Origin of the sequence: Mesorhizobium sp. WSM4976 (assembly GCF_029625685.1) — a bacterium.
GTDB lineage: Bacteria > Pseudomonadota > Alphaproteobacteria > Rhizobiales > Rhizobiaceae > Mesorhizobium.
Window position 1 is genome coordinate 109,514 of record NZ_JARTVT010000015.1, and the last position, 18,767, is coordinate 128,280.

Annotated in this window: 20 protein-coding genes; 11 read left to right on the forward strand and 9 right to left on the reverse strand. The window is 63.8% G+C overall.

The window, feature by feature from the left end; all coding sequences use genetic code 11:
• Nucleotides 1-78: 78 nt before the first annotated feature.
• Entirely contained in the window at nucleotides 79-936 is an 858-nt protein-coding gene (locus P9272_RS19425; protein WP_128258082.1) for a helix-turn-helix transcriptional regulator, read from the forward strand.
• A gap of 163 nt (nucleotides 937-1,099) precedes the next feature.
• On the forward strand, nucleotides 1,100-2,122 hold the full coding sequence (gene bmt / locus P9272_RS19430) for a betaine--homocysteine S-methyltransferase (protein WP_278161791.1): 1,023 nt from the start codon (nucleotides 1,100-1,102) through the stop codon (nucleotides 2,120-2,122).
• Between the two features lie 7 nt (nucleotides 2,123-2,129).
• On the opposite strand, the gene P9272_RS19435 is transcribed toward bmt, so the two are convergent.
• From P9272_RS19435 to P9272_RS19460, 6 genes are all read right to left on the reverse strand, one after another.
• Nucleotides 2,130-2,414 (reverse strand): hypothetical protein, encoded by a 285-nt coding sequence (locus P9272_RS19435; RefSeq protein WP_278161792.1) that lies wholly within the window; start codon nucleotides 2,412-2,414, stop codon nucleotides 2,130-2,132.
• 138 nt (nucleotides 2,415-2,552) lie between these two features.
• On the reverse strand, nucleotides 2,553-4,748 hold the full coding sequence (locus P9272_RS19440; protein ID WP_278161794.1) for a VWA domain-containing protein: 2,196 nt from the start codon (nucleotides 4,746-4,748) through the stop codon (nucleotides 2,553-2,555).
• Nucleotides 4,749-4,750: 2 nt separating this feature from the next.
• Nucleotides 4,751-5,311, reverse strand: coding sequence for an RNA polymerase sigma factor (locus P9272_RS19445; RefSeq protein WP_128258085.1), 561 nt, complete (start codon nucleotides 5,309-5,311; stop codon nucleotides 4,751-4,753).
• Nucleotides 5,312-5,484: 173 nt separating this feature from the next.
• The gene (locus tag P9272_RS19450; protein ID WP_128258086.1) at nucleotides 5,485-6,216 is read right to left on the reverse strand and encodes a dienelactone hydrolase family protein; all 732 of its coding nucleotides are present in this window, start codon (nucleotides 6,214-6,216) and stop codon (nucleotides 5,485-5,487) included.
• 75 nt (nucleotides 6,217-6,291) lie between these two features.
• The gene (locus P9272_RS19455; protein WP_278161795.1) at nucleotides 6,292-7,008 is read right to left on the reverse strand and encodes a hypothetical protein; all 717 of its coding nucleotides are present in this window, start codon (nucleotides 7,006-7,008) and stop codon (nucleotides 6,292-6,294) included.
• An 89-nt stretch (nucleotides 7,009-7,097) separates the two neighbouring features.
• Nucleotides 7,098-8,672: a trimethylamine methyltransferase family protein gene (locus P9272_RS19460; RefSeq protein WP_128258088.1), complete on the reverse strand. Its 1,575-nt coding sequence runs from the start codon at nucleotides 8,670-8,672 to the stop codon at nucleotides 7,098-7,100.
• A gap of 273 nt (nucleotides 8,673-8,945) precedes the next feature.
• On the opposite strand from P9272_RS19460, the gene P9272_RS19465 reads away from it, so the two are divergent.
• Entirely contained in the window at nucleotides 8,946-9,644 is a 699-nt protein-coding gene (locus P9272_RS19465; protein ID WP_128258089.1) for a B12-binding domain-containing protein, read from the forward strand.
• Nucleotides 9,645-9,725: 81 nt separating this feature from the next.
• Here the strand turns inward: P9272_RS19465 and P9272_RS19470 are convergent, their stop codons facing one another.
• On the reverse strand, nucleotides 9,726-9,860 hold the full coding sequence (locus P9272_RS19470; protein ID WP_278161796.1) for an EncA/B family entericidin: 135 nt from the start codon (nucleotides 9,858-9,860) through the stop codon (nucleotides 9,726-9,728).
• A 53-nt stretch (nucleotides 9,861-9,913) separates the two neighbouring features.
• Between P9272_RS19470 and P9272_RS19475 the strand changes: the two genes are divergently transcribed.
• The 7 genes from P9272_RS19475 to P9272_RS19505 all read left to right on the forward strand — a co-directional run bounded on the left by P9272_RS19475 (nucleotide 9,914) and on the right by P9272_RS19505 (nucleotide 15,186).
• The gene (locus tag P9272_RS19475) at nucleotides 9,914-10,543 is read left to right on the forward strand and encodes a DUF1638 domain-containing protein (RefSeq protein WP_128258090.1); all 630 of its coding nucleotides are present in this window, start codon (nucleotides 9,914-9,916) and stop codon (nucleotides 10,541-10,543) included.
• 23 nt (nucleotides 10,544-10,566) lie between these two features.
• Nucleotides 10,567-11,145, forward strand: coding sequence for a DUF4893 domain-containing protein (locus P9272_RS19480; RefSeq protein WP_278161797.1), 579 nt, complete (start codon nucleotides 10,567-10,569; stop codon nucleotides 11,143-11,145).
• 94 nt (nucleotides 11,146-11,239) lie between these two features.
• A complete protein-coding gene (locus tag P9272_RS19485) occupies nucleotides 11,240-12,022 on the forward strand; it encodes a formyl transferase (protein ID WP_278161799.1) in 783 nt (260 codons plus the stop codon).
• Nucleotides 12,023-12,158: 136 nt separating this feature from the next.
• The gene (locus tag P9272_RS19490) at nucleotides 12,159-12,461 is read left to right on the forward strand and encodes a virulence factor (protein WP_095815460.1); all 303 of its coding nucleotides are present in this window, start codon (nucleotides 12,159-12,161) and stop codon (nucleotides 12,459-12,461) included.
• Nucleotides 12,454-13,044 (forward strand): methylenetetrahydrofolate reductase C-terminal domain-containing protein, encoded by a 591-nt coding sequence (locus tag P9272_RS19495; RefSeq protein WP_278161801.1) that lies wholly within the window; start codon nucleotides 12,454-12,456, stop codon nucleotides 13,042-13,044. Before P9272_RS19490 ends, P9272_RS19495 begins: the two co-directional genes overlap by 8 nt.
• The gene (locus P9272_RS19500; RefSeq protein WP_128258093.1) at nucleotides 13,041-14,132 is read left to right on the forward strand and encodes a methylenetetrahydrofolate reductase; all 1,092 of its coding nucleotides are present in this window, start codon (nucleotides 13,041-13,043) and stop codon (nucleotides 14,130-14,132) included. The genes P9272_RS19495 and P9272_RS19500 overlap by 4 nt, the downstream gene beginning before the upstream one ends.
• 79 nt (nucleotides 14,133-14,211) lie before the next feature.
• Nucleotides 14,212-15,186, forward strand: coding sequence for a methyltetrahydrofolate cobalamin methyltransferase (locus tag P9272_RS19505; RefSeq protein ID WP_128258094.1), 975 nt, complete (start codon nucleotides 14,212-14,214; stop codon nucleotides 15,184-15,186).
• A 79-nt stretch (nucleotides 15,187-15,265) separates the two neighbouring features.
• Here P9272_RS19505 and P9272_RS19510 read toward each other — a convergent pair whose 3' ends face one another.
• Nucleotides 15,266-15,508: a hypothetical protein gene (locus P9272_RS19510; RefSeq protein WP_278161803.1), complete on the reverse strand. Its 243-nt coding sequence runs from the start codon at nucleotides 15,506-15,508 to the stop codon at nucleotides 15,266-15,268.
• An 89-nt stretch (nucleotides 15,509-15,597) separates the two neighbouring features.
• Here P9272_RS19510 and P9272_RS19515 point away from each other — a divergent pair, with 89 nt between their 5' ends.
• The gene (locus P9272_RS19515; protein ID WP_278161804.1) at nucleotides 15,598-17,667 is read left to right on the forward strand and encodes an ASKHA domain-containing protein; all 2,070 of its coding nucleotides are present in this window, start codon (nucleotides 15,598-15,600) and stop codon (nucleotides 17,665-17,667) included.
• A 19-nt stretch (nucleotides 17,668-17,686) separates the two neighbouring features.
• Here the strand turns inward: P9272_RS19515 and P9272_RS19520 are convergent, their stop codons facing one another.
• Complete coding sequence (locus P9272_RS19520; protein WP_278161805.1) at nucleotides 17,687-18,709, reverse strand: acyltransferase; 1,023 nt, start codon at nucleotides 18,707-18,709, stop codon at nucleotides 17,687-17,689.
• Nucleotides 18,710-18,767: the final 58 nt, after the last annotated feature.

The following is an 18,767-nucleotide window of genomic DNA, read 5'->3' on the forward strand; positions in this document are numbered from 1 at the left end:
TGGGGATTCATTTCCGCCTGAGCCACGTTCAAACCGGTGCCGGCGCAAATTTTTCCTCTCTGAAGCAGGAGCAGCGTGATGGACAAGCGCGATCTGTCGACCCTCTTCCGGGAGCGGTTGAAAATGCTCTTGACACGGTCCGACCTGAACCAGTCGGCCTTCGCGGGCGCCGTCGGAATCGATCGCTCGGCGTTGTCGCAGCTCCTGTCAGGCGCCTCGACCCGCCTGCCCCGTGCCGAGACGCTTCTCAACATCGCGGCCGAGTTCAAGGTGTCGCTCGACTGGCTGCTGGGCCTCTCCCAGGACGAGGGCGTCACCGGCGAAATTAGAGAGAGCCTGGAGATCGAGGAGGCGCCGGACGGTTTCGACCGCACGTTGCTCGCCAAGTGGCACGCCGAGGCGGCAGGCACGAAAATCCGCTACGTGCCGGCAGGCATCCCTGACCTTCTGCGCACCGAGGCGCTGGTCGAATATGAGGCCGGAATAACCAACAAGAGCCGTGAGGCGCAGGCAGGCGAAACGCAATACCGCATCGACTACAACCGGCGGCCGGAGACCGACATGGAGGTCTGCATGCCGCGCCACACGCTGGAGATCTTCGCGCGAGGTCTCGGCGTCTGGGATCGTTTTCCCGAAGCCGACCGCCGTGCCCAGTTGCTGCACATGGCAGCGCTCCTCGACGACCTCTACCCGACCTTCCGCCTGTTCCTCTACGACGGCCGCGTGCGCTATTCGATCCCTTACACGATCTTCGGCCCCTATCGCGCCGCGATCTATGTCGGTGACATGTATCTGGTGTTGAACGCGACCCAGCCGATCCGCACCCTCACCAGCCATTTCGACAATCTGATCCGCGCTGCCGACATCAATGCGCATGAGGCGGCCAGCTTCGCTCAGAAGCTGGCCGCGACGTCTTTCCCGTCAGGCTCAGTCTGAGCGCCTGCCTGTCCGGTCGACCACCAACCAACGGGCAGGCCCCACCGAGATCGAGGTCGCGATCATTCCGGCCACTCAAGGCCCTCGCTGCCGCAAGCTCGTTGACTAGACATAAAGACTTCTTTATATCGTTATTCGAAATTCGAACACGAAAGCCAAAGCCATGACCGCGACCAACCCGATTGACGCCCTGCTTGCCGAAAAGGGCGTGCTTCTGGCCGACGGCGCCACCGGCACCAATCTGTTCGCGATGGGCCTGCCGGCCGGCGAAGCGCCCGAACTCCTCAACGAGACGGCGCCCGAAACCATCGCCAGACTACATCAGAACTTCGTCGATGCCGGCGCGGATATCATCCTGACCAACTCTTTTGGCGGCACCCGACACCGCCTCAAGCTGCATCACGCGCAGGATCGCGTTCACGAGCTAAACAAGCGGGCAGCCGAGATCGCCCGTTCCGTCGCCGACAAGGCCGGCCGCAAGGTGATCGTCGCCGGCTCCGTCGGCCCGACCGGCGAGCTGCTGGTGCCGCTCGGTGCCCTGACCTATGACGATGCCGTCGATGCGTTCGCCGAGCAGATCGAGGGCCTCAAGGCCGGCGGCGCCGAAGTCGCCTGGATCGAGACCATGTCGGCGCCGGACGAGATCCGCGCCGCGGCCGAAGCGGCCATCCAGGTCGGCCTGCCTTATACTTATACCGGATCCTTCGACACGGCCGGCCGCACCATGATGGGTCTGCTGCCGAAGGACATCCACGCCGTTGCCGACGGCCTGTCGCGGGCCCCGCTCGGTGTCGGCGCCAATTGCGGCGTCGGCGCTTCCGATATCCTCGCCTCGCTGCTCGACATGACCGAGGCGAAGCCGGAGGCGACGGTGATCGTCAAGGGCAATTGCGGCATTCCAGAATTCCGCGGCAGCGAGATCCATTACTCCGGCACGCCGGAGCTGATGTCAGATTATGTGCGGCTGGCGGTCGATGCCGGCGCCAAGATCGTCGGCGGCTGCTGCGGCACCTCCTTCGCCCACCTCGCCGCCATGCGCAAGGCGCTCGACGGCCACACCAAGGCGGCGCGCCCGACCGTCGAGACGATCGTCGAGCGTATTGGCCCGATGCGCAACAAGGTGGCGACGGCAAACACCGCCGAAACCAGCGAAGCGCGCCGTGAGCGCCGGCGCAGCCGCGCCTAATACGGTTCTACTTGCTGTTTTCGGCGTAGCGCGACAGCGCGGTATCGAAATCGACACCGACGCCGTTCTGGCTGTCGCCGCCCATCGTCATCAGGGCGCCCGATGCGCCGGGGTCGGTGATCTGTTCCAGCATCACGCGAAAACGGTCGTTGTTGAGCGCCGAAAGCGCCGTGTTGCGGGCCGCATCGACATCGTTTCGGATGCGCGCCGCTTCAGCCGAAGCCGCCGACGATCCCCGCACCGGCGCATTGGCCGCCGTCGCGTTCGCATTGCCGATTGTCGTGATATGCACTGCTGATCCCCCAAAATTCTATGAGCACGAACTAACAAAAGTTAATTGCGGCGAGGTTCCGGAAAAGCTGCGCAATTTAATGATCGACAAAGGCCGACGGGATTTTTCCCGCCGGCCCTTCGTTAAACTCGCCACGTTCTACTTATTGCCGTCCAGCGATGAGGCCAGGCGTACCAGCGACAGGAACTCCGCCCTGTAGCCGAACGGATCGGCGCCGCGCGCGGCATTGGCGATCTCCGCGATCCGGTCGTAGCCGAAATTCGCCGTCTGATCCTCGTCGCGCAGCTTCTGCCCGAAAGCCGCCACGGCCACCGAGAAGCGCTGGTCGGCGCCAGCCGCATCGAACGACTTGACCTCGTTGGCGGCGTTCACCGGCGTGGTGATGAGTTTCGAGACATTCTCGTCCGGCAGCTTGTAGCGGATTTTGACGAAGGCATATTCGTCGGCATTGGCGATGCCGCCATTGTCGACCTTGGCCTGGCCGTAGCGCAGCGGGTCGACCTGCTCGCCGCCGCTGCCCTTCGGCGTGATCTCATAGACCGCCGTCACCGAATGGCCCGAACCGATATCGCCGGCATCGACGCGGTCGTTGTTGAAATCCTCGCGCTTGACCGCCCGGGTCTCATAGCCGACCAGCCGGTATTCCGAGACCTTGGCCGGATTGAACTCGACCTGGATCTTGACGTCCTTGGCGATGGTGAACAGCGTCGAGGAGGCGTCCTCGACCAGCACCTTCTCGGCTTCTGCCAAAGTGTCGATGTAGGCCGCAGTACCGTTGCCGTTCTGGGCGATGGTCTGCATCATCTGGTCGTTCAGATTGCCGCGGCCGAAGCCGAACACCGACAGGAACACGCCGGTCTTGCGCTCTGTCTCGATCAGACGCTTGAGATCGTCGTTATCGGTCTGGCCGACATTGAAGTCGCCGTCGGTCGCGAGCATCACGCGGTTGACGCCGTCCTTGACGAAGGATTGCTGGGCAAGCTTGTAGGCCTCGCGGATGCCTTCCGCGCCCGCCGTCGATCCGCCGGGCTCGAGATTGTCGATGGCCGCAAGGATTTTCTGCTTTTCCGCCGCCTTGGTCGGCATCAGCACCGTGCCGGCATTGCCCGCATAAGTGACGATCGAGACGGTGTCGTCGGGCTTCAGCTTGCTCACCAGCAGGCGGAAGGCGGATTTGAGCAGAGGCAGCTTGTCCGGCTCGTCCATCGAGCCCGACACATCGATCAGGAAGACCAGATTGGCCTTCGGCTGCTCGGTCGGCTTCACGTCGAAACCCTTGATCGCGACATGCATGAGCTTGGTGTGCTCGTTCCATGGCGTCGGCATGACGGTGACCGTCGAGTTGAACGGCGTCGCGGCCGAGTCCGGACCCTTCCAATGATAAGGGAAGTAATTGATCATTTCTTCGACCCGCACAGTATCCGGGTCTGGCAATGTGCCTTCCTTCAGCGAGCGCCGCACGAAGGAATAGGAGGCCGTGTCGACGTCGATCGAGAAGGTCGAGACCGGATCCTGAGCCGTCTCGTGCACCGGATTGGTCTTGAAGGTCTCGATGCGGTCGCGGTTTTCCTCCTGCGGCAGCATCCGGTCGGACGGCATCGGCACCGGCGGCACCATCAGCTTTGAATCGCCCATTACTGGGGGAGACTGCGGCATGGTGGTCGCCGCGCCCGCCGGCACCTGGTCGGCTCGCTCGGCCTCGTCGACGCTGGGCGGCGGCGTCATGGACATGATCACCCTGTTGGACGACCCGTCCTTGCCGCCGGCCACGAGCTGTCCGCTCTCTGCTGGCGCAGGTTGCAGGGCAGGCTTGGCCGCCGGCGCCGCCTCCTGCTTGAGCAGGGCGTCGACCTCGGTCGCCGGCTTCGGCGCCGCGGGCGCCACCTGTGAATTGGCCCGGGCCTCCGCGCCCGCGTCGGTCTTCTTTTCCTTGGCGGGCGCCGCTGCCAGCGGCTCGTTGATCGCCGGTTGAAGCGGCGCGGGCTTCTGCGCCACCGGCTTGCCGGCCAGCGTCTCGGTGATCTTGCCGTTGCCGGTAATGACGGCCGGCTGTTCCTTCAGCATCTCGAAAGCGGCATAGCCGGCGATAGGCAGGGCGACCAGCGCGGTGATGGCCGGCGTGGCAATGAGTTTCCGTTGCATGATTTCTCTCCAGAGCTTTTGTGCTCGCTCCGTGAGACGAAGGCCTGCCGGTGATCCTTGGGTGGCGGCGGAAGATTTTTCGTCCAAGTCGAAGGCCCGCATTGCGGCAGCCAGTGCGCGCGCCTTCGCCTCGCCGTCCGGTGCTGGCATCGCGAGATCCCGCAGCCTTTCGAGTTCGTTGTCGTCGACCATGGTCACACTTCCCCGGCTGAACGCATCAGCAGCTTCAGCCGTTTCTTCGCTTCATGGATGTGCCATGAAACCGTCGTCTCCGAGATCGCCATCACCTCCGCCGCCGCCGCGTGGTTGAGACCTTCGCCATAGACCAGCAGCACCGCGTCGCGCTGCTTGTCGGGCAGCATCCGCACCGCCGCCCATAGCGCCTCTGCGGGATCGTCACTCTCCGCCGGCGCCTCGCCGGCGATCGACGCATAGGCGCCATAGGCATCGGTCTTGGCAGTGTCGCGGGCGCGCTTGCGCATCATGTCGCGCGAAGCATTCAGCGTCATGGCATAGAGCCATGTCGTGAAGGCGCCACTGCCCTGATAGTCGCGGATCGCACGGCCGAGCCGCACGCAGACGTCCTGGGCGATGTCCTCGGCATCGGTCTTCTTGCCGCACCAGCGATAAGCGGCGCGATAGACGAAGCCATAGTGCCTTTCGAGCAATTTGCCGAAAGCCCACCGGTCTCCGCCCCTCGCCCGCCCGATCAATTCGGCATCGGAGGCTTCGCTGTCGTCCAGCATCATCGCCATCATGTGCCTGTTGGACGAAGGCTAATGACCAATCCTTGGGGCGATGGAAAGATTTTTTGCAGCAACATTTTTTCCTTCTCCCCGTGACACGGGGAGAAGGTGTCCGAAGGACGGATGAGGGGCGGCGCGAACCTTCGAAGGTCTGCACTATCTTCGTAATCTGAAAGCGAAGGTTATCCGAGCGTCTCTTTGAAAAACGTCGTCAGCCGCTTCCAATGCCTCTCGGCACCCACCTCGTCATAGACGCCATGATCCTTGATGCACCACCCATGGCCGACGCCGACATAATTCTCGATCGTGTGGTCGACCTCTGCCACCCTGAGCGCCTCCGCCAGCCGCGCTGACTGCTCCGGCGGGAAGCTGCCGTCGACGCCGGCGACGCCGACATAGACGCGCGCCTTGATCGAAGCCGCCTTCCGGTGCGGGCTGTCGGCCGCGTCGCTGGCCAGATTACCGCCATGGAAGCTTGCCGCGGCAACGATCCGGTCCGGATAGCTCGCCGCCGCGTTCAACGCCCGCGCGCCGCCCATGCAATAGCCGACGACGCCGATCGGTCCGTCAATGCCCTCGGCCGCGAACGCGTCGAGGAAGGCGCTGCCGTCGCGGATGGTCATGCCCTGCGTCGTGCCGCCGCTCAGCATCAACAGCAGGGCCTTGGTCTTTGCCTCGGCGAAGGCGGTTTTGGGATCGAACGGGCCATAGGGCGCATAGCGGTAGAAGAGGTCGGGCACCAGCACGGCATAGCCATGCCCCGCGAGGCGCTCCGCCATCTGGTCGAGCACCGGACGCGGACCGAAAATATCCATGTAGAGGATGACGCCGGCCTTGGCCGGCGCTGCTGGACGAAACAGCCGACCCTTCGCCGTGCCGTCCTGGGTCTTGATCTCGATGTCCCGCTTCGTCATTGCGCGCTCCGGCGGTTGCCAGGCGATAGATATCCGCGCTGCCCTCAAGGGCAAGCCGGAACCTCTCGATCGCGGTCAAGTTTCCGTGCGGTCCGGAAGGATGCGCACCCCGGCGAACGCCGCCATATGGAAGGCCTGGACATCGGCCGGATAGCGATACTCAGCGCCATAGGGACAGGCGTTGCGGTCGAGGCAGCCGCCGGCGCGGCAAGGCGCACCATTCGTGCCACGCACATGCGCCAGGCACGCCTGGTGCGCAAAGCCATCCACCGAATAAGCGCCGACCGGACAGGATTTCAGGCAGGGTTTTTCGACACATGTGTCGCAAAGATGAATCGCTTCATGAGCTTCGGGAACAGAAATCTCGTCCTCGAACAGCAAGGCGCCGCGATAGGCGTGCCAGAGCCCATATCGCGGATGCATGAGGATGCCGAGCGGCGACGGCTTCAACCCTTCAGCCCGCATCGCCCATTGCTGGAACGGCAGGTAAGGCCGGTCTGAAGGCGAAACCGCACGCGCGCCGAATTCCTTCGCCACGCCGCCAATCACCTCGCGCGACCAGCTATCGAGCGGGTTGGCGATATCCCTCGCCTGCCGCCCCAGCCAGCGCTGGAAATGCGGCCATGGCGCCGCGCCTGCCTGCCCGACCAGCAGCACGGATTTGGCCAGCGCGCCGGAAGGTCCAACTGGCGCCACCTCATCGTCGCCGAAGCCGAAACCGCCGCGAAGGATCAGGCCGCTGGCCGCGAGCGCATTCGCGATCTCCTCGGCCGTGCCGCGGGAAAAAGTCATCCCCTCCGGTCCGGTTCGGAGAACGCGCTCCGCCAGACTTCCTTGTGGATGATGTTGGCGACTTTAGCCCGGCCTGAATCGGGCTCCTTTCACGTGAAGGCGTCGGGCATCGAGCCTTTCTTCTTGGCGATGAAGTCCTTCAGCGCCTCGTCGATGGCCGGGTCGAGATGCGGCGCCTCGTAGCTTTCCAGCCAGCGGCGGGCGAGCTCGTTGGCGCGCTGCGGCGCGGTCTTCTCGCCTTCGGCCAGCCACTGTTCGTAGGAATTGTTGTCGGCGATGTTGGAGCGGTAGAAGGCCGTCTGGAAATTCGCCTGGGTGTGGTCGCAGCCGAGATAATGGCTGCCCGGGCCGACCTGGCGGATGGCGTCCATCGCCTGGCCGTTTTCCGACAGGTCCACGCCTTCGCAGAACTTCTGCTGCATGCCGAGCTGGTCGATGTCCATCATGAATTTTTCGTAGCAGGAAGCGAGGCCGCCCTCGAGCCAGCCGGCCGAATGCAGCACGAAATTGGTGCCGGCGAGGATGGTCGAGTTGAGCGTGTTGGCGCTCTCATAGGCCGCCTGCGCATCCGGGATTTTTGAAGCGCAGAGCGAGCCGCCGGTACGGAACGGCAGCCCGAGCCGGCGCGCCAACTGTGCCGCGCCGTAGGAGACCAGCGACGGTTCGGGCGTGCCGAAGGTCGGGGCGCCCGACTGCATCGAGATCGACGAGGCGAAGGTGCCGAACAGCACCGGCGCGCCGGGCTTGATCAGCTGCGTGAACGAGGCGCCGGCGAGCACTTCGGCCAGCACCTGCGTCAGCGTGCCGGCAACCGTCACCGGGCTCATCGCACCGGCCAGGATGAAGGGCGTGACGATGCAGGCCTGGTTGTGGCGCGAATAGACCTTCAGCGCTCCCAGCATGGTCTCGTCGAACACCATCGGCGAGTTGGCGTTGATCAGGCTGGTCAGCACCGTGTTGTTCTCGACGAAGTCGTCGCCGAACACGAGCTTGGCCATCGCCACCGTATCCTCGGCCCGCTCCGGCGCCGTCACCGACCCCATGAACGGTTTGTCCGAGTAGCGGATATGCGCATAGATCATGTCGAGGTGGCGCTTGTTGACCGGCACGTCGACCGGCTCGCACACCGTGCCGCCCGAATGGTGGATCGACGGCGCCATATAGGCGAGCTTCACGAAGTTCTGGAAATCCTCGATCGTCGCGTAGCGGCGGTTGCCGTCGAGGTCGCGCACGAAGGGCGGGCCGTAGACCGGCGCGAACACCGTCGCATTGCCGCCGATCTGCACCGAGCGCTCGGGGTTGCGCGCATGCTGGGTGTAGATGGAAGGCGCAGTCTTCAGCAGCGAGCGGCAGAGCCCCTTTGGGAAGTGCACGCGCTCGCCCTTGACGTCGGCGCCGGCCTCTTTCCACAGCGCCAGCGCCTCGGCGTCGTCACGGAAGATGATGCCGGTTTCTTCCAGCACCGTGTCGGTGTTCTTCTCGATCAGCGCCAGGCCCTCCTCGTTGAGGACCTCGTAGACGTTGATCTTGCGCTTGATGTAGGTGAGCTGGGTGCCCGGGCCGCCGCCCGAACGGGCCGCACGGCGTGCCGCCGCGCCGCCGCTGGCGCCGCGACCGCGCCGTCCGCCCGACGTTTCCTGCTCGACTGCCGCGTTATCGCTCATGATCGTTCTTCCCATAACTTGGTCTGAATTGGCTGGGGCGGCCCGTCGCTGCCGCCTCCTGCCTGGATCGTAGCCATACACCCTATTGGAAACGGCCAGCCAGCGCCAACACCTGTCGCAAAATCGACAAGAAAAGCGCTAGTTTTTCAGTCGCTTTCCTTTTGCGGGAAGTCGCAAATCAGCTATGGCTAGCTCGCCCTCGCGGGTTAGGTATTGGCGCATCGATTTTTTGGCTGCCGCAGTCATTCCGAGCAGCAAGGAGCCCGAGAAAAAATGTCCGACGACGAGATCATCCTTTCCGAGCTTTCCGACGAGGAGCTTGTGCAGCAGATGCACGACGACCTCTATGACGGTCTGAAGGAAGAAATCGAGGAAGGCACCAACATCCTTCTGGAGCGCAACTGGGCGCCTTACAAGGTGCTGACGGAAGCGCTGGTCGAAGGCATGCGCATCGTCGGCGAAGATTTTCGCGACGGCATTCTCTTCGTGCCGGAAGTGCTGCTCTCGGCAAACGCCATGAAGGCCGGCATGGCCATCCTGCGTCCGCTGCTTGCCGCCACCGGCGCGCCGAAGCAGGGCAAGATGGTGATCGGCACCGTCAAGGGCGACATCCACGACATCGGCAAGAATCTCGTCGGCATGATGATGGAAGGCGCCGGCTTCGACGTCATCGACCTCGGCATCAACAACGCGGTCGAGAAATATCTGGACGCCATCGAACAGCACCAGCCCGATATCATCGGCATGTCGGCGCTGCTCACCACCACCATGCCCTATATGAAGGTCGTCATCGACACGATGAAGGAAAAGGGCATCCGCGACGATTATGTCGTGCTGGTCGGCGGCGCGCCGCTCAATGAGGAATTCGGCAAGGCCGTCGGCGCCGACGCCTATTGCCGCGACGCGGCGGTGGCCGTCGAGACCGCAAAGGATTTCATGAAGCGCAAGCACAACGTTCGCGCTTCCGCCTGACCCAAGGCATCAGGATGGATCAAAAAAGCCGCGCCTTGCAGCGCGGCTTTTTTGTTCCCAGATGATGGACGAGGCTGAAGATCAATTGACAGTGTCTTTGACCGCCCTTGCCGTCGATTTGACGTCCTTGCCGACGCCCCGAATGGTGTTGGCGCAGGCGGTGAGCGCAAGCGCGCAGGCCAGGATTGCGGTCGGCGCGACGCGTAGCAGTTTCATGAACAGTGTCTCCCTCGACAGATATTAAGCCCCGCAGCGAAAGCCGGCCCGACTTGGTCAAGACGCAAAAAACGGAACCGAATCAAACAGACAGGCTGCTCGTCATCGCCTGCGGAATGATTGCGCGCGAAGTTTTGGCCGTCAAGCAACAGCTAAAGCTCGACCATCTCGAGCTGACCTGCCTGCCGGCCGAGTTCCATTTCTATCCGGACCGCATCGCGCCGGCGATGGACAAGGCCATCGAGAAGGCTAAGGCGGAAGGCTACCGGCATATCTTCGTCGGCTATGCCGATTGCGGCACGGGCGGCCTGCTCGACCGCGTCATCGAGAAACATGGCGTCGAGCGCATGGCTGGACCGCATTGCTTTGCCTTCTATCAGGGCGCGGAGGCCTATGCGAAGGTCGCCGACGACGACATGATGTCATTCTACATGACCGACTTCCTTTGCCGCCAGTTCGATGCCTTCTTCATCAAGCCCCTCGGCCTCGACAGGCATCCCGAGCTGATCAATGATTATTTCGGCAATTACGAGAAGCTGATCTATCTTGCCCAGACCGACGATCCGGAGCTCGACAAGGTCGCCGAGAAAGCCGCAATTATGCTCGGGCTTGCCTATGAGCGCCGCTCGACCGGCTATGGTGATCTGAGGGCCGAGCTGGCGCGGGCGACGGAATCTGGCTGAGACTTTCGATCGGGGGGAATTCCATGCCGGTTAGACCTTTGCTCCTCGCTTTGCTCGCGAGCGTCTGCATGGCCCTGCCGGCATACGCCGACGGCGAAGTGCAGAAGCTGATCACCGCCGCCGACAAAGGGCGGCTGGAGAAGTACGGCGAGACGCACAAGGCGGCCCTCGAAGAGGCCAAGGCCGGCAATCCGTCGGAGGTCAAGCAGTTGGATGACCTGCTCGCCAAGCCAATCGTCGCTTTCTCCGACAAGGACCTCACCGGCAATTGGAAGTGCCGCACCATCAAGACGGGCGGCATCAGTCCGCTCATCATCTATGACTGGTTCAAGTGCAAGGTGACCGACGACGGCGCCGGCTGGCGGCTTACCAAGATCAGCGGCTCGCAACGCACCACCGGCCGCTTCTTCGACGATAGCGACAAGCGCTCGATCTATCTCGGCTCTTTCTCGGTGAACAACGACAAACCCAAGCCCTATGGCAGCGGCCCGGAAAGCGACCAGGTCGGCTACGCCTTCCGCAACAGCGCCAGCGAGTGGCGGATCGAATTCCCCGCGCCCTATTACGAATCGAAGCTCGACATCATGGAATTCAAGCGCTGAGCCGGGCCTTGGCGCCTGACTGAAAGCCTCCGGCACACCAAGGATTAACCGGCCCCGCTTAGCATGCGCCCGGTTTTCAAAGCGGGTGCTTGCCGTGGCAGCGTCGGAATCGAGTACGCGACCGATCGTGGTCGTCACCGAAGGTGGCCCGCATGTCTGGGCCATCGTCAACGCGCTCGCCGATCGGGTCGGTCCTGTCAGCGTCATCCTCGAATCCCCTGAATCCAAAAAGCGACTTCTCATGGGCCGCGCACGGCGGCAGGGCTGGGTCTCGGCCATCGGCCAGCTCGGCACGATGGTGCTGACCAGGCTCGGCAAGCGCTTCCTGGCTGGCCATGCCGAGCGGCTGATCGCCGAGGAGAAGCTCGCGACCGAGCCGCGGCAGGGCCAGACGCTCATCTATGTGCCCTCGGCCAACGGGCCGGAATGCCTGAAGGAAATCGCGAGCATCAACCCTGGCGTCGTGCTCCTGGCCGGCTGCAGGCTGCTGTCGAAGGATACGCTGGCAAAGATGCCTTGCCCGGTGCTCAACTATCACGCGGGCATCGCGCCGAAATATCGCGGCATGAATGGCGGTTACTGGGCGCTGGCCTCCGGCGATCCAGGGAACTTCGGCGCCACCGTGCATATTGTTGATGCCGGTGTCGACACCGGCGGCGTGCTGAAGCAGGCACGGGGCGAGCCCAAGAGGGGCGACACGATCGCCAGCTATGCGCTTCGCCAGGCGGCGTTTTCTCGCGACATCTGCGTCGAGGCAGTCAGCAACGCGCTGGCCGGCAGACTGGAGACGATCGACCCCAATCTACCATCGAAGCAGTGGTATCACCCGACGATCTGGCTCTATCTCTGGACTGGCCTTACCAGGCGCGTCTGGTAGTCAGCCGGCCACAGAATTCAGCATTCTCTTTGCGACCTCAACCAGCGTCGCTTTTGAAGGCGCGCGCGTCGTCCCATAACAAGCGGGCCAACGGCGCATGCGGCAATGCTCCACGATATCGAGGAGTTGAGAATTCATGGCCGATCTGATCGTCGTCTATTGGCGCGACATTCCCGCCCAGGTCATCGTCAGGAAGGGCCGGCAGAACGCCAAGCGCGAGCTGCCGCTGCGCTTCACCGAGGCGATCGACATGTGCGCCATGCGCACCGGCGCCGGCGGCACCGACGACTATCTGGCTGAATGGCGAAAGGCCGACCCGGTCCCGGTCGGCGACGACATCGAGGCCGAGGTCGAGAAGGCGTTCCAGGAACTCGACGCGAAATACGACCGCGAGCGGCTGGTCGCTCTGGTCAAGGCGGGCGGGAAAGAAAATGTCTGACAAGCAGCCGGCGGTTACCCAGGCCACTTTGGTCAAGAAGGCAGCGCCGAAATCCGACTACAAGCCTGCCGACGTGTCGCCGCAGCGGCGCGTGCAGCGCACCTTCGCGGTCAGACTGTGGTCGATCCGCCATTCACGACTGCTCGAATGGTTCTACGGTCGGTTCGCCGACGCCTTCCTGCTCCTCCACCCTCTGTGGAAAGGCATCGGCTACGGCCGGGTCGAAGCCCCAGTAAAGTTTGTGGAGAAGCGCGTAAAAGGCTTCATGTTCGACTGCCGCATGTGCGGTCAGTGCGTGCTTTCCTCGACCGGCATGTCGTGCCCGATGAACTGCCCCAAGCAATTGCGCAATGGGCCTTGCGGCGGCGTACGCGCCAACGGCAATTGCGAGGTCGAGCCCGACATGCCTTGCGTCTGGGTCAAGGCATGGGAAGGCTCGCGCAACATGGTGCATGGAGACAAGATCCTAACCGTGCAGAAGCCGGTCGATCAGTCGCTGCGCGAAACCTCAGCATGGCTGAGGGTAACGGCGCAGGCGGCAGCCGCGCGTCAAGCAGCCCAGAACCCCGGAGCTTCGGCATGAACGCCCGCCAGCGCGACGAGAACCCGGCCGGCATTCACCTGCCGCTCGATCCCCTGCCCGGCCACACCTCGCGCGGCCGGCTGGAGCGCGTGCTGCGCCGCGGCGAGTTCGCTGTCACCACCGAGCTCAATCCGCCCGACAGCGCCGACCCGGAAGACGTCTACAACCGCGCCAAGATCTTCGACGGTTGGGTCGACGCCATCAACGCGGTCGACGCCTCGGGCGCCAACTGCCACATGTCTTCGGTCGGGATCTGCGCGTTGCTCACCCGCATGGGCTATGCGCCCATCATGCAGATCGCCTGCCGCGACAAGAACCGCATCGCCATTCAGGGCGACGTGCTGGGCGGCGCCGCCATGGGCGTCGCCAATATGCTTTGCCTCACCGGCGACGGCGTGCAGGCCGGCGACCAGCCGGGCGCCAAGCCGGTGTTCGACCTCGATTCCATGTCGCTGCTCGAAACCATCCGCATCATGCGGGACAACGGCAAGTTCCTGTCCGGCCGCAAGCTGACGACGCCGCCGCAGGTTTTCCTCGGTTGCGCGGTCAATCCCTTCGCGCCGCCTTACGACTTCCGCCCGATCCATCTCGGCAAGAAGATCGCCGCCGGCGCGCAGTTCGCGCAGACGCAGTACTGCTTCGACGTGCCGATGTTCAAAGCCTTCATGCAGAAGGCGCGTGACCTCGGCCACACCGAAAAGCTCTTCCTGCTCTGCGGCGTGGGACCGCTCGCTTCCGCCAAGACGGCGAAATGGATCCGCTCCAACGTGCCGGGCATCCACATCCCCGACGCGGTAATCAAGCGGCTGGAAGGCGCGCAGGATCAGAAGAAGGAAGGCAAGCAGCTCTGCATCGACATCATCAACGAGGTGAAGGAAATCCCCGGCGTCGCCGGCATCCATGTGATGGCCTACCGCCAAGAGGAATATGTCGCCGAGATCGTCGATGAATCCGGCGTGCTGAAAGGCCGCCAGCCATGGAAACGCGAGATCCGGCGTGACGACCAGTTGGTCGCCAAGCGGCTCGACCACATCCTGCATGACGAGATTACCGAAACCCAGGTGGACATGGTGAAGACCGCGCACTGACGGCGTGGCAGTCAGCATTCGCTTGAACCAAATCAGATAACGATATAAAGAACTCTTTATATCCCGACGGAGAGATCGCATGACCCGCACCATCGTCGCCTCGGCGACCCGAGAAATCGTCATCGGCTTCGATCAGCCTTTCTGCGTGATCGGCGAACGCATCAACCCGACCGGCCGCAAGAAGCTGGCCGCCGAGATGGTGGCCGGCAACTTCGAGACCGTTATCAAGGACGCACTGGAGCAGGCCGCCTGCGGCGCCACCATGCTCGACGTCAATGCCGGCGTTACCGCCGTCGACCCCAACGCCACCGAGCCGGCGCTTCTAGTGCAGACGCTGGAGATCGTGCAGGGACTGGTCGATCTGCCGCTATCGATCGACTCCTCGGTGAGCGCCGCCATCGAGGCAGCGCTGAAGGTTGCCAAGGGCCGCCCGCTGGTCAACTCCGTCACCGGTGAGGAGGAAAAGCTCGAGGCCATCCTGCCGCTGGTCAAGAAATACAACGTCCCGGTCGTCGCCATCTCCAACGACGAGACCGGCATCTCGATGGATCCGGACGTCCGCTTCGCCGTCGCCAAGAAGATCGTCGAGCGTTGCGCCGATTTCGGCATTCCCGCGCATGACGTCGTCGTCGATCCGCTAGTGATGCCGATCGGCGCGCTGGGCGATGCCGGCCGCCAGGTGTTCGCGCTGCTGCGGCGGCTCCGCGAGGAGCTCAAGGTCAACACCACCTGCGGCCTCTCCAACATCTCCTTCGGCCTGCCGCACCGCCACGGCATAAACGCCGCCTTCATCCCGATGGTGATCGGCGCGGGCATGACGAGCGCCATCATGAACCCTGTCCGGCCGCAGGAAATGGAAGCCGTGCGCGGCGCCAACGTGCTCAACGGCACCGACGAGAACTGCACCAACTGGATCCGCACCTACAAGGACTACAAGCCGGCCGAAGGCGGCCAGGCTGTTGCGGCTCCGGTCGCGGTCACAGCTCCTGGCGACGGCGCTGCCGCCGGCGGACGTCGGCGCGGTGGCCGTGAAGCCCGCATGGCCAGGGGATAAGCGCGCAATCGTGGGCCGCACCGCAAACAATGCTGGTCCGATCGCATCCCGGATGCGGTCGGACAGCTCTGCTTTGCGTTCAGGCCACGCCCAATATGGCGTCGAACAACGCCATTCCCGCCCAGGACCCGAACATGCCCGTCACCCCGCCGACAATGAAATCGTCGTCATAGGCGGGCCAGTACGCGTGCAGCACCAGGGTTCCGGCGATCGCGCCGACAATCCCGGTGGCGAGGTATTGCGGGTTGCGCAGCCACGAGCCCTTGATCACGCGCACCACGGTGAACGCGGTGAAGATGGCGGAAAGCAGCAGATCCGACATGGTTGGCCCCTGGACCAACCGACTCTCCGCCCAATAGTAAAACGATCCGTTAAACGGCATCGGCAATTGCCATCGAGACGCGTGCCAGCATGAATCCTCCCCCCAACATAACCGATCCACTCGTCCTGTTCATGCCGTCGGGCAAGCGCGGCCGGTTCCCGGTCGGCACGCCGGTCCTCGATGCGGCGCGCCAGCTCGGCGTCTATGTCGAAAGCGTGTGCGGCGGCCGCGCCACCTGCGGGCGCTGCCAGATCGAGGTGCAGGAAGGCAATTTCGCCAAGCACAAGATCGTCTCGTCCAACGACCACATCTCTTCCAAAGGCGCCAAGGAGGAGCGCTACGAGCGCGTGCGCGGCCTGCCCGAGCGGCGCCGCCTCTCCTGCTCGGCGCAGATCCTCGGCGATCTCGTCATCGATGTGCCGCAGGACACGGTCATCAACGCCCAGACAATCCGCAAGGACGCCGACACCAGGGTGATCGCCCGCGATACGGCGATCCGCATGTGCTATGTCGAGATCGAAGAGCCCGACATGCACAAGCCGCTCGGCGATCTCGACCGGCTCAAGATCGCCCTGATGAAGGACTGGGGCCTCAAGAACCTCGAATTCGACTTCTACCTCATGCCGCAGGTGCAGGGCATTCTGCGCAAGGGCAACTGGACCGCGACCGCCGCCATCCACAAGGATGCCGACAGCGACATCGCGCGCGTCATCGCGCTGTGGCCCGGCCTGAAGAACGAGGCCTACGGCCTTGCCTGCGACATCGGCTCGACCACCATTGCCATGCATCTGGTGTCGCTGCTGTCGGGCCGCGTCGCCGCCTCCTCCGGCACCTCGAATCCGCAGATCCGTTTCGGCGAAGATCTGATGAGCCGCGTCTCCTATGTGATGATGAATCCCGACGGCCGCGAAGGCATGACGGTCGCCGTGCGAGAGGCCATCTCCGGCCTTGTCGACAAGGTTTGCGCCGAAGGCAACGTCCAGCGCAACGACATCCTGGATTCCGTCTTCGTCGGCAATCCCATCATGCATCACCTTTTCCTCGGCATTGATCCGACCGAGCTCGGCGGCGCGCCCTTCGCGCTCGCCGTCTCCGGGGCGGTGCGCATCAAGGCCTCGGACATCGGCCTGAAACTCAACCAGGGCGCGCGCCTCTACATGCTGCCCTGCATCGCCGGCCATGTCGGCGCCGACGCCGCCGCCGTCACGCTGTCGGAGGGTCCGCACCGCCAGGACGAGATGATGCTGATCGTCGACGTCGGCACCAATGCCGAAATCGTGCTCGGCAACAGGACACGCGTCGTTGCCGCCTCCTCTCCCACCGGTCCGGCCTTCGAGGGCGCGGAAATCTCCGGCGGCCAGCGCGCCGCGCCCGGCGCCATCGAGCGCGTGCGCATCGACCCGGACACGCTGGAGCCGCGCTACCGCGTCATCGGCTCGGAACTGTGGTCGGATCAGTCGGGCTTCCCCGAGAGCGTTCAGGCGACCGGCGTCACCGGCATTTGCGGCTCCGGCATCATCGAGGTGATCGCCGAGATGTATCTGTCCGGCATCATCTCCGAGGACGGCGTCGTCGATGGATCGCTCAGCATGCGCTCGCCGCGCATCGTGCCCAACGGCCGCACCTTCTCCTACGTGCTGAAGGAAGGCGAGCCGAAGATCACCATCACGCAGAATGACGTGCGCGCCATCCAGCTTGCGAAGGCGGCACTCTATGCCGGCACCAAGCTGTTGATGGAAAAGCAGCACACCGAGCATGTCGACCGCATCCATTTCGCCGGCGCCTTCGGCTCCTTCATCGATCCGAAATACGCAATGGTACTTGGCCTGATCCCGGACTGCGACCTCGACAAGGTCTCGGCTGTCGGCAATGCCGCCGGCGCCGGCGCGCGCATGGCGCTCCTCAATCGCGGCTACCGGCGCGAGATCGAGGAGACGGTGAGCAGGATCGAGAAGATCGAGACGGCGCTGGAACCGAAATTCCAGGAACACTTCGTCTACGCCATGGCGCTGCCGAACAAGGTCGACCCCTTCCCCAAGCTGGCCGCTGCGGTGAAGCTGCCGCCGCGCAAGGCGATGAGCGAGGACGGCGGCGCAGGCGACGCCACCCCGCGCCGACGTTCGCGCGAGGAGCGCGCGGCACGCCGTGGCCGCGATTAGAGCAAGGCGTTAGCCGGTATCATTCCGCGGCCCCTGGGGCCGCGACATTGCTCGCCTTCACGGCGCCCTTCGGGCGTTGCGGGTGCAGCAGCCCGATCAGTGGCTTTTCGACGATCAGGTAGAGCATCGCCGACAGGGCAAGTGTGGCGACCAGGATCGTCGCCGGCTGCAAAGCTGCGGGGATACCGATCCTCAGGACGACACCCGTCGCCAGCACGCCAACCACGACGTGCCACAGATAGATCGAATAGGACGCGTCGCCGAGGAATGTGGGCAACGCAGCCGGCTTGAACGGCCGCGCCCGCTCGGCAAAAACCGCGCCCGCCACGATCAACGCGGCCGGAAGTCCCCAGCGCAAGGCGCGGGGCAAATCGGCATCGAAATGCGGGCCGGTCGCAAGCAGAAGGAATCCGGCGCCGGCCATGGCCAGCGCCGCCCCGAACGGCAGCCTGGCGCCCTGGAGCCACAAGCGACCCACGACGACGCCGGCCGCGAACTCGATCACGACAGGATCAGTGAAGGCGCGTGCGTATACCGCGGGAAGGACGAAATGCAGCGCGACCATCGCGACAAGCGCGCCAACGAGAACGCGGAACCGCCAGCGCTCCTCAAGGAACAGGACCAGGGTCAAGACGAGATAGAACATCATCTCATAGCAAAGCGTCCAACCCTGTATGACGATGGGATGCAGCGCATCCTCCTGCAGGACCGGCAGAAAGAACAGCGAGCCGACGAAATTCGCCACGCTGAAGAAATGGCCGTAGAAGAACTGCGGCTTGAGCAGGATGCCCGCCGCGGTCAGCAAGGTGACGATCCAGTAGAGAGGCACGATGCGGGTGATGCGGCGCCCCATGAAACGCCAGGGATCGGCCGGCCGGCCCGCCGTCGTCACCCACATGATGAAGCCGCTAATGACGAAGAAGACGTCGACACCCGCTGCTCCGACGTCGAACGAACCGCCGAACTGCTCGCTGACGTGAAAGCAAACGACCGCGCACGCGGCGAGGCCGCGTAGATATTGAATGCTGTGTATGCTTGTCACGATGCCCTGACCCGTTTCGCATCATGCTGCGGTGCACATACTCCCACGCCGCATTGCA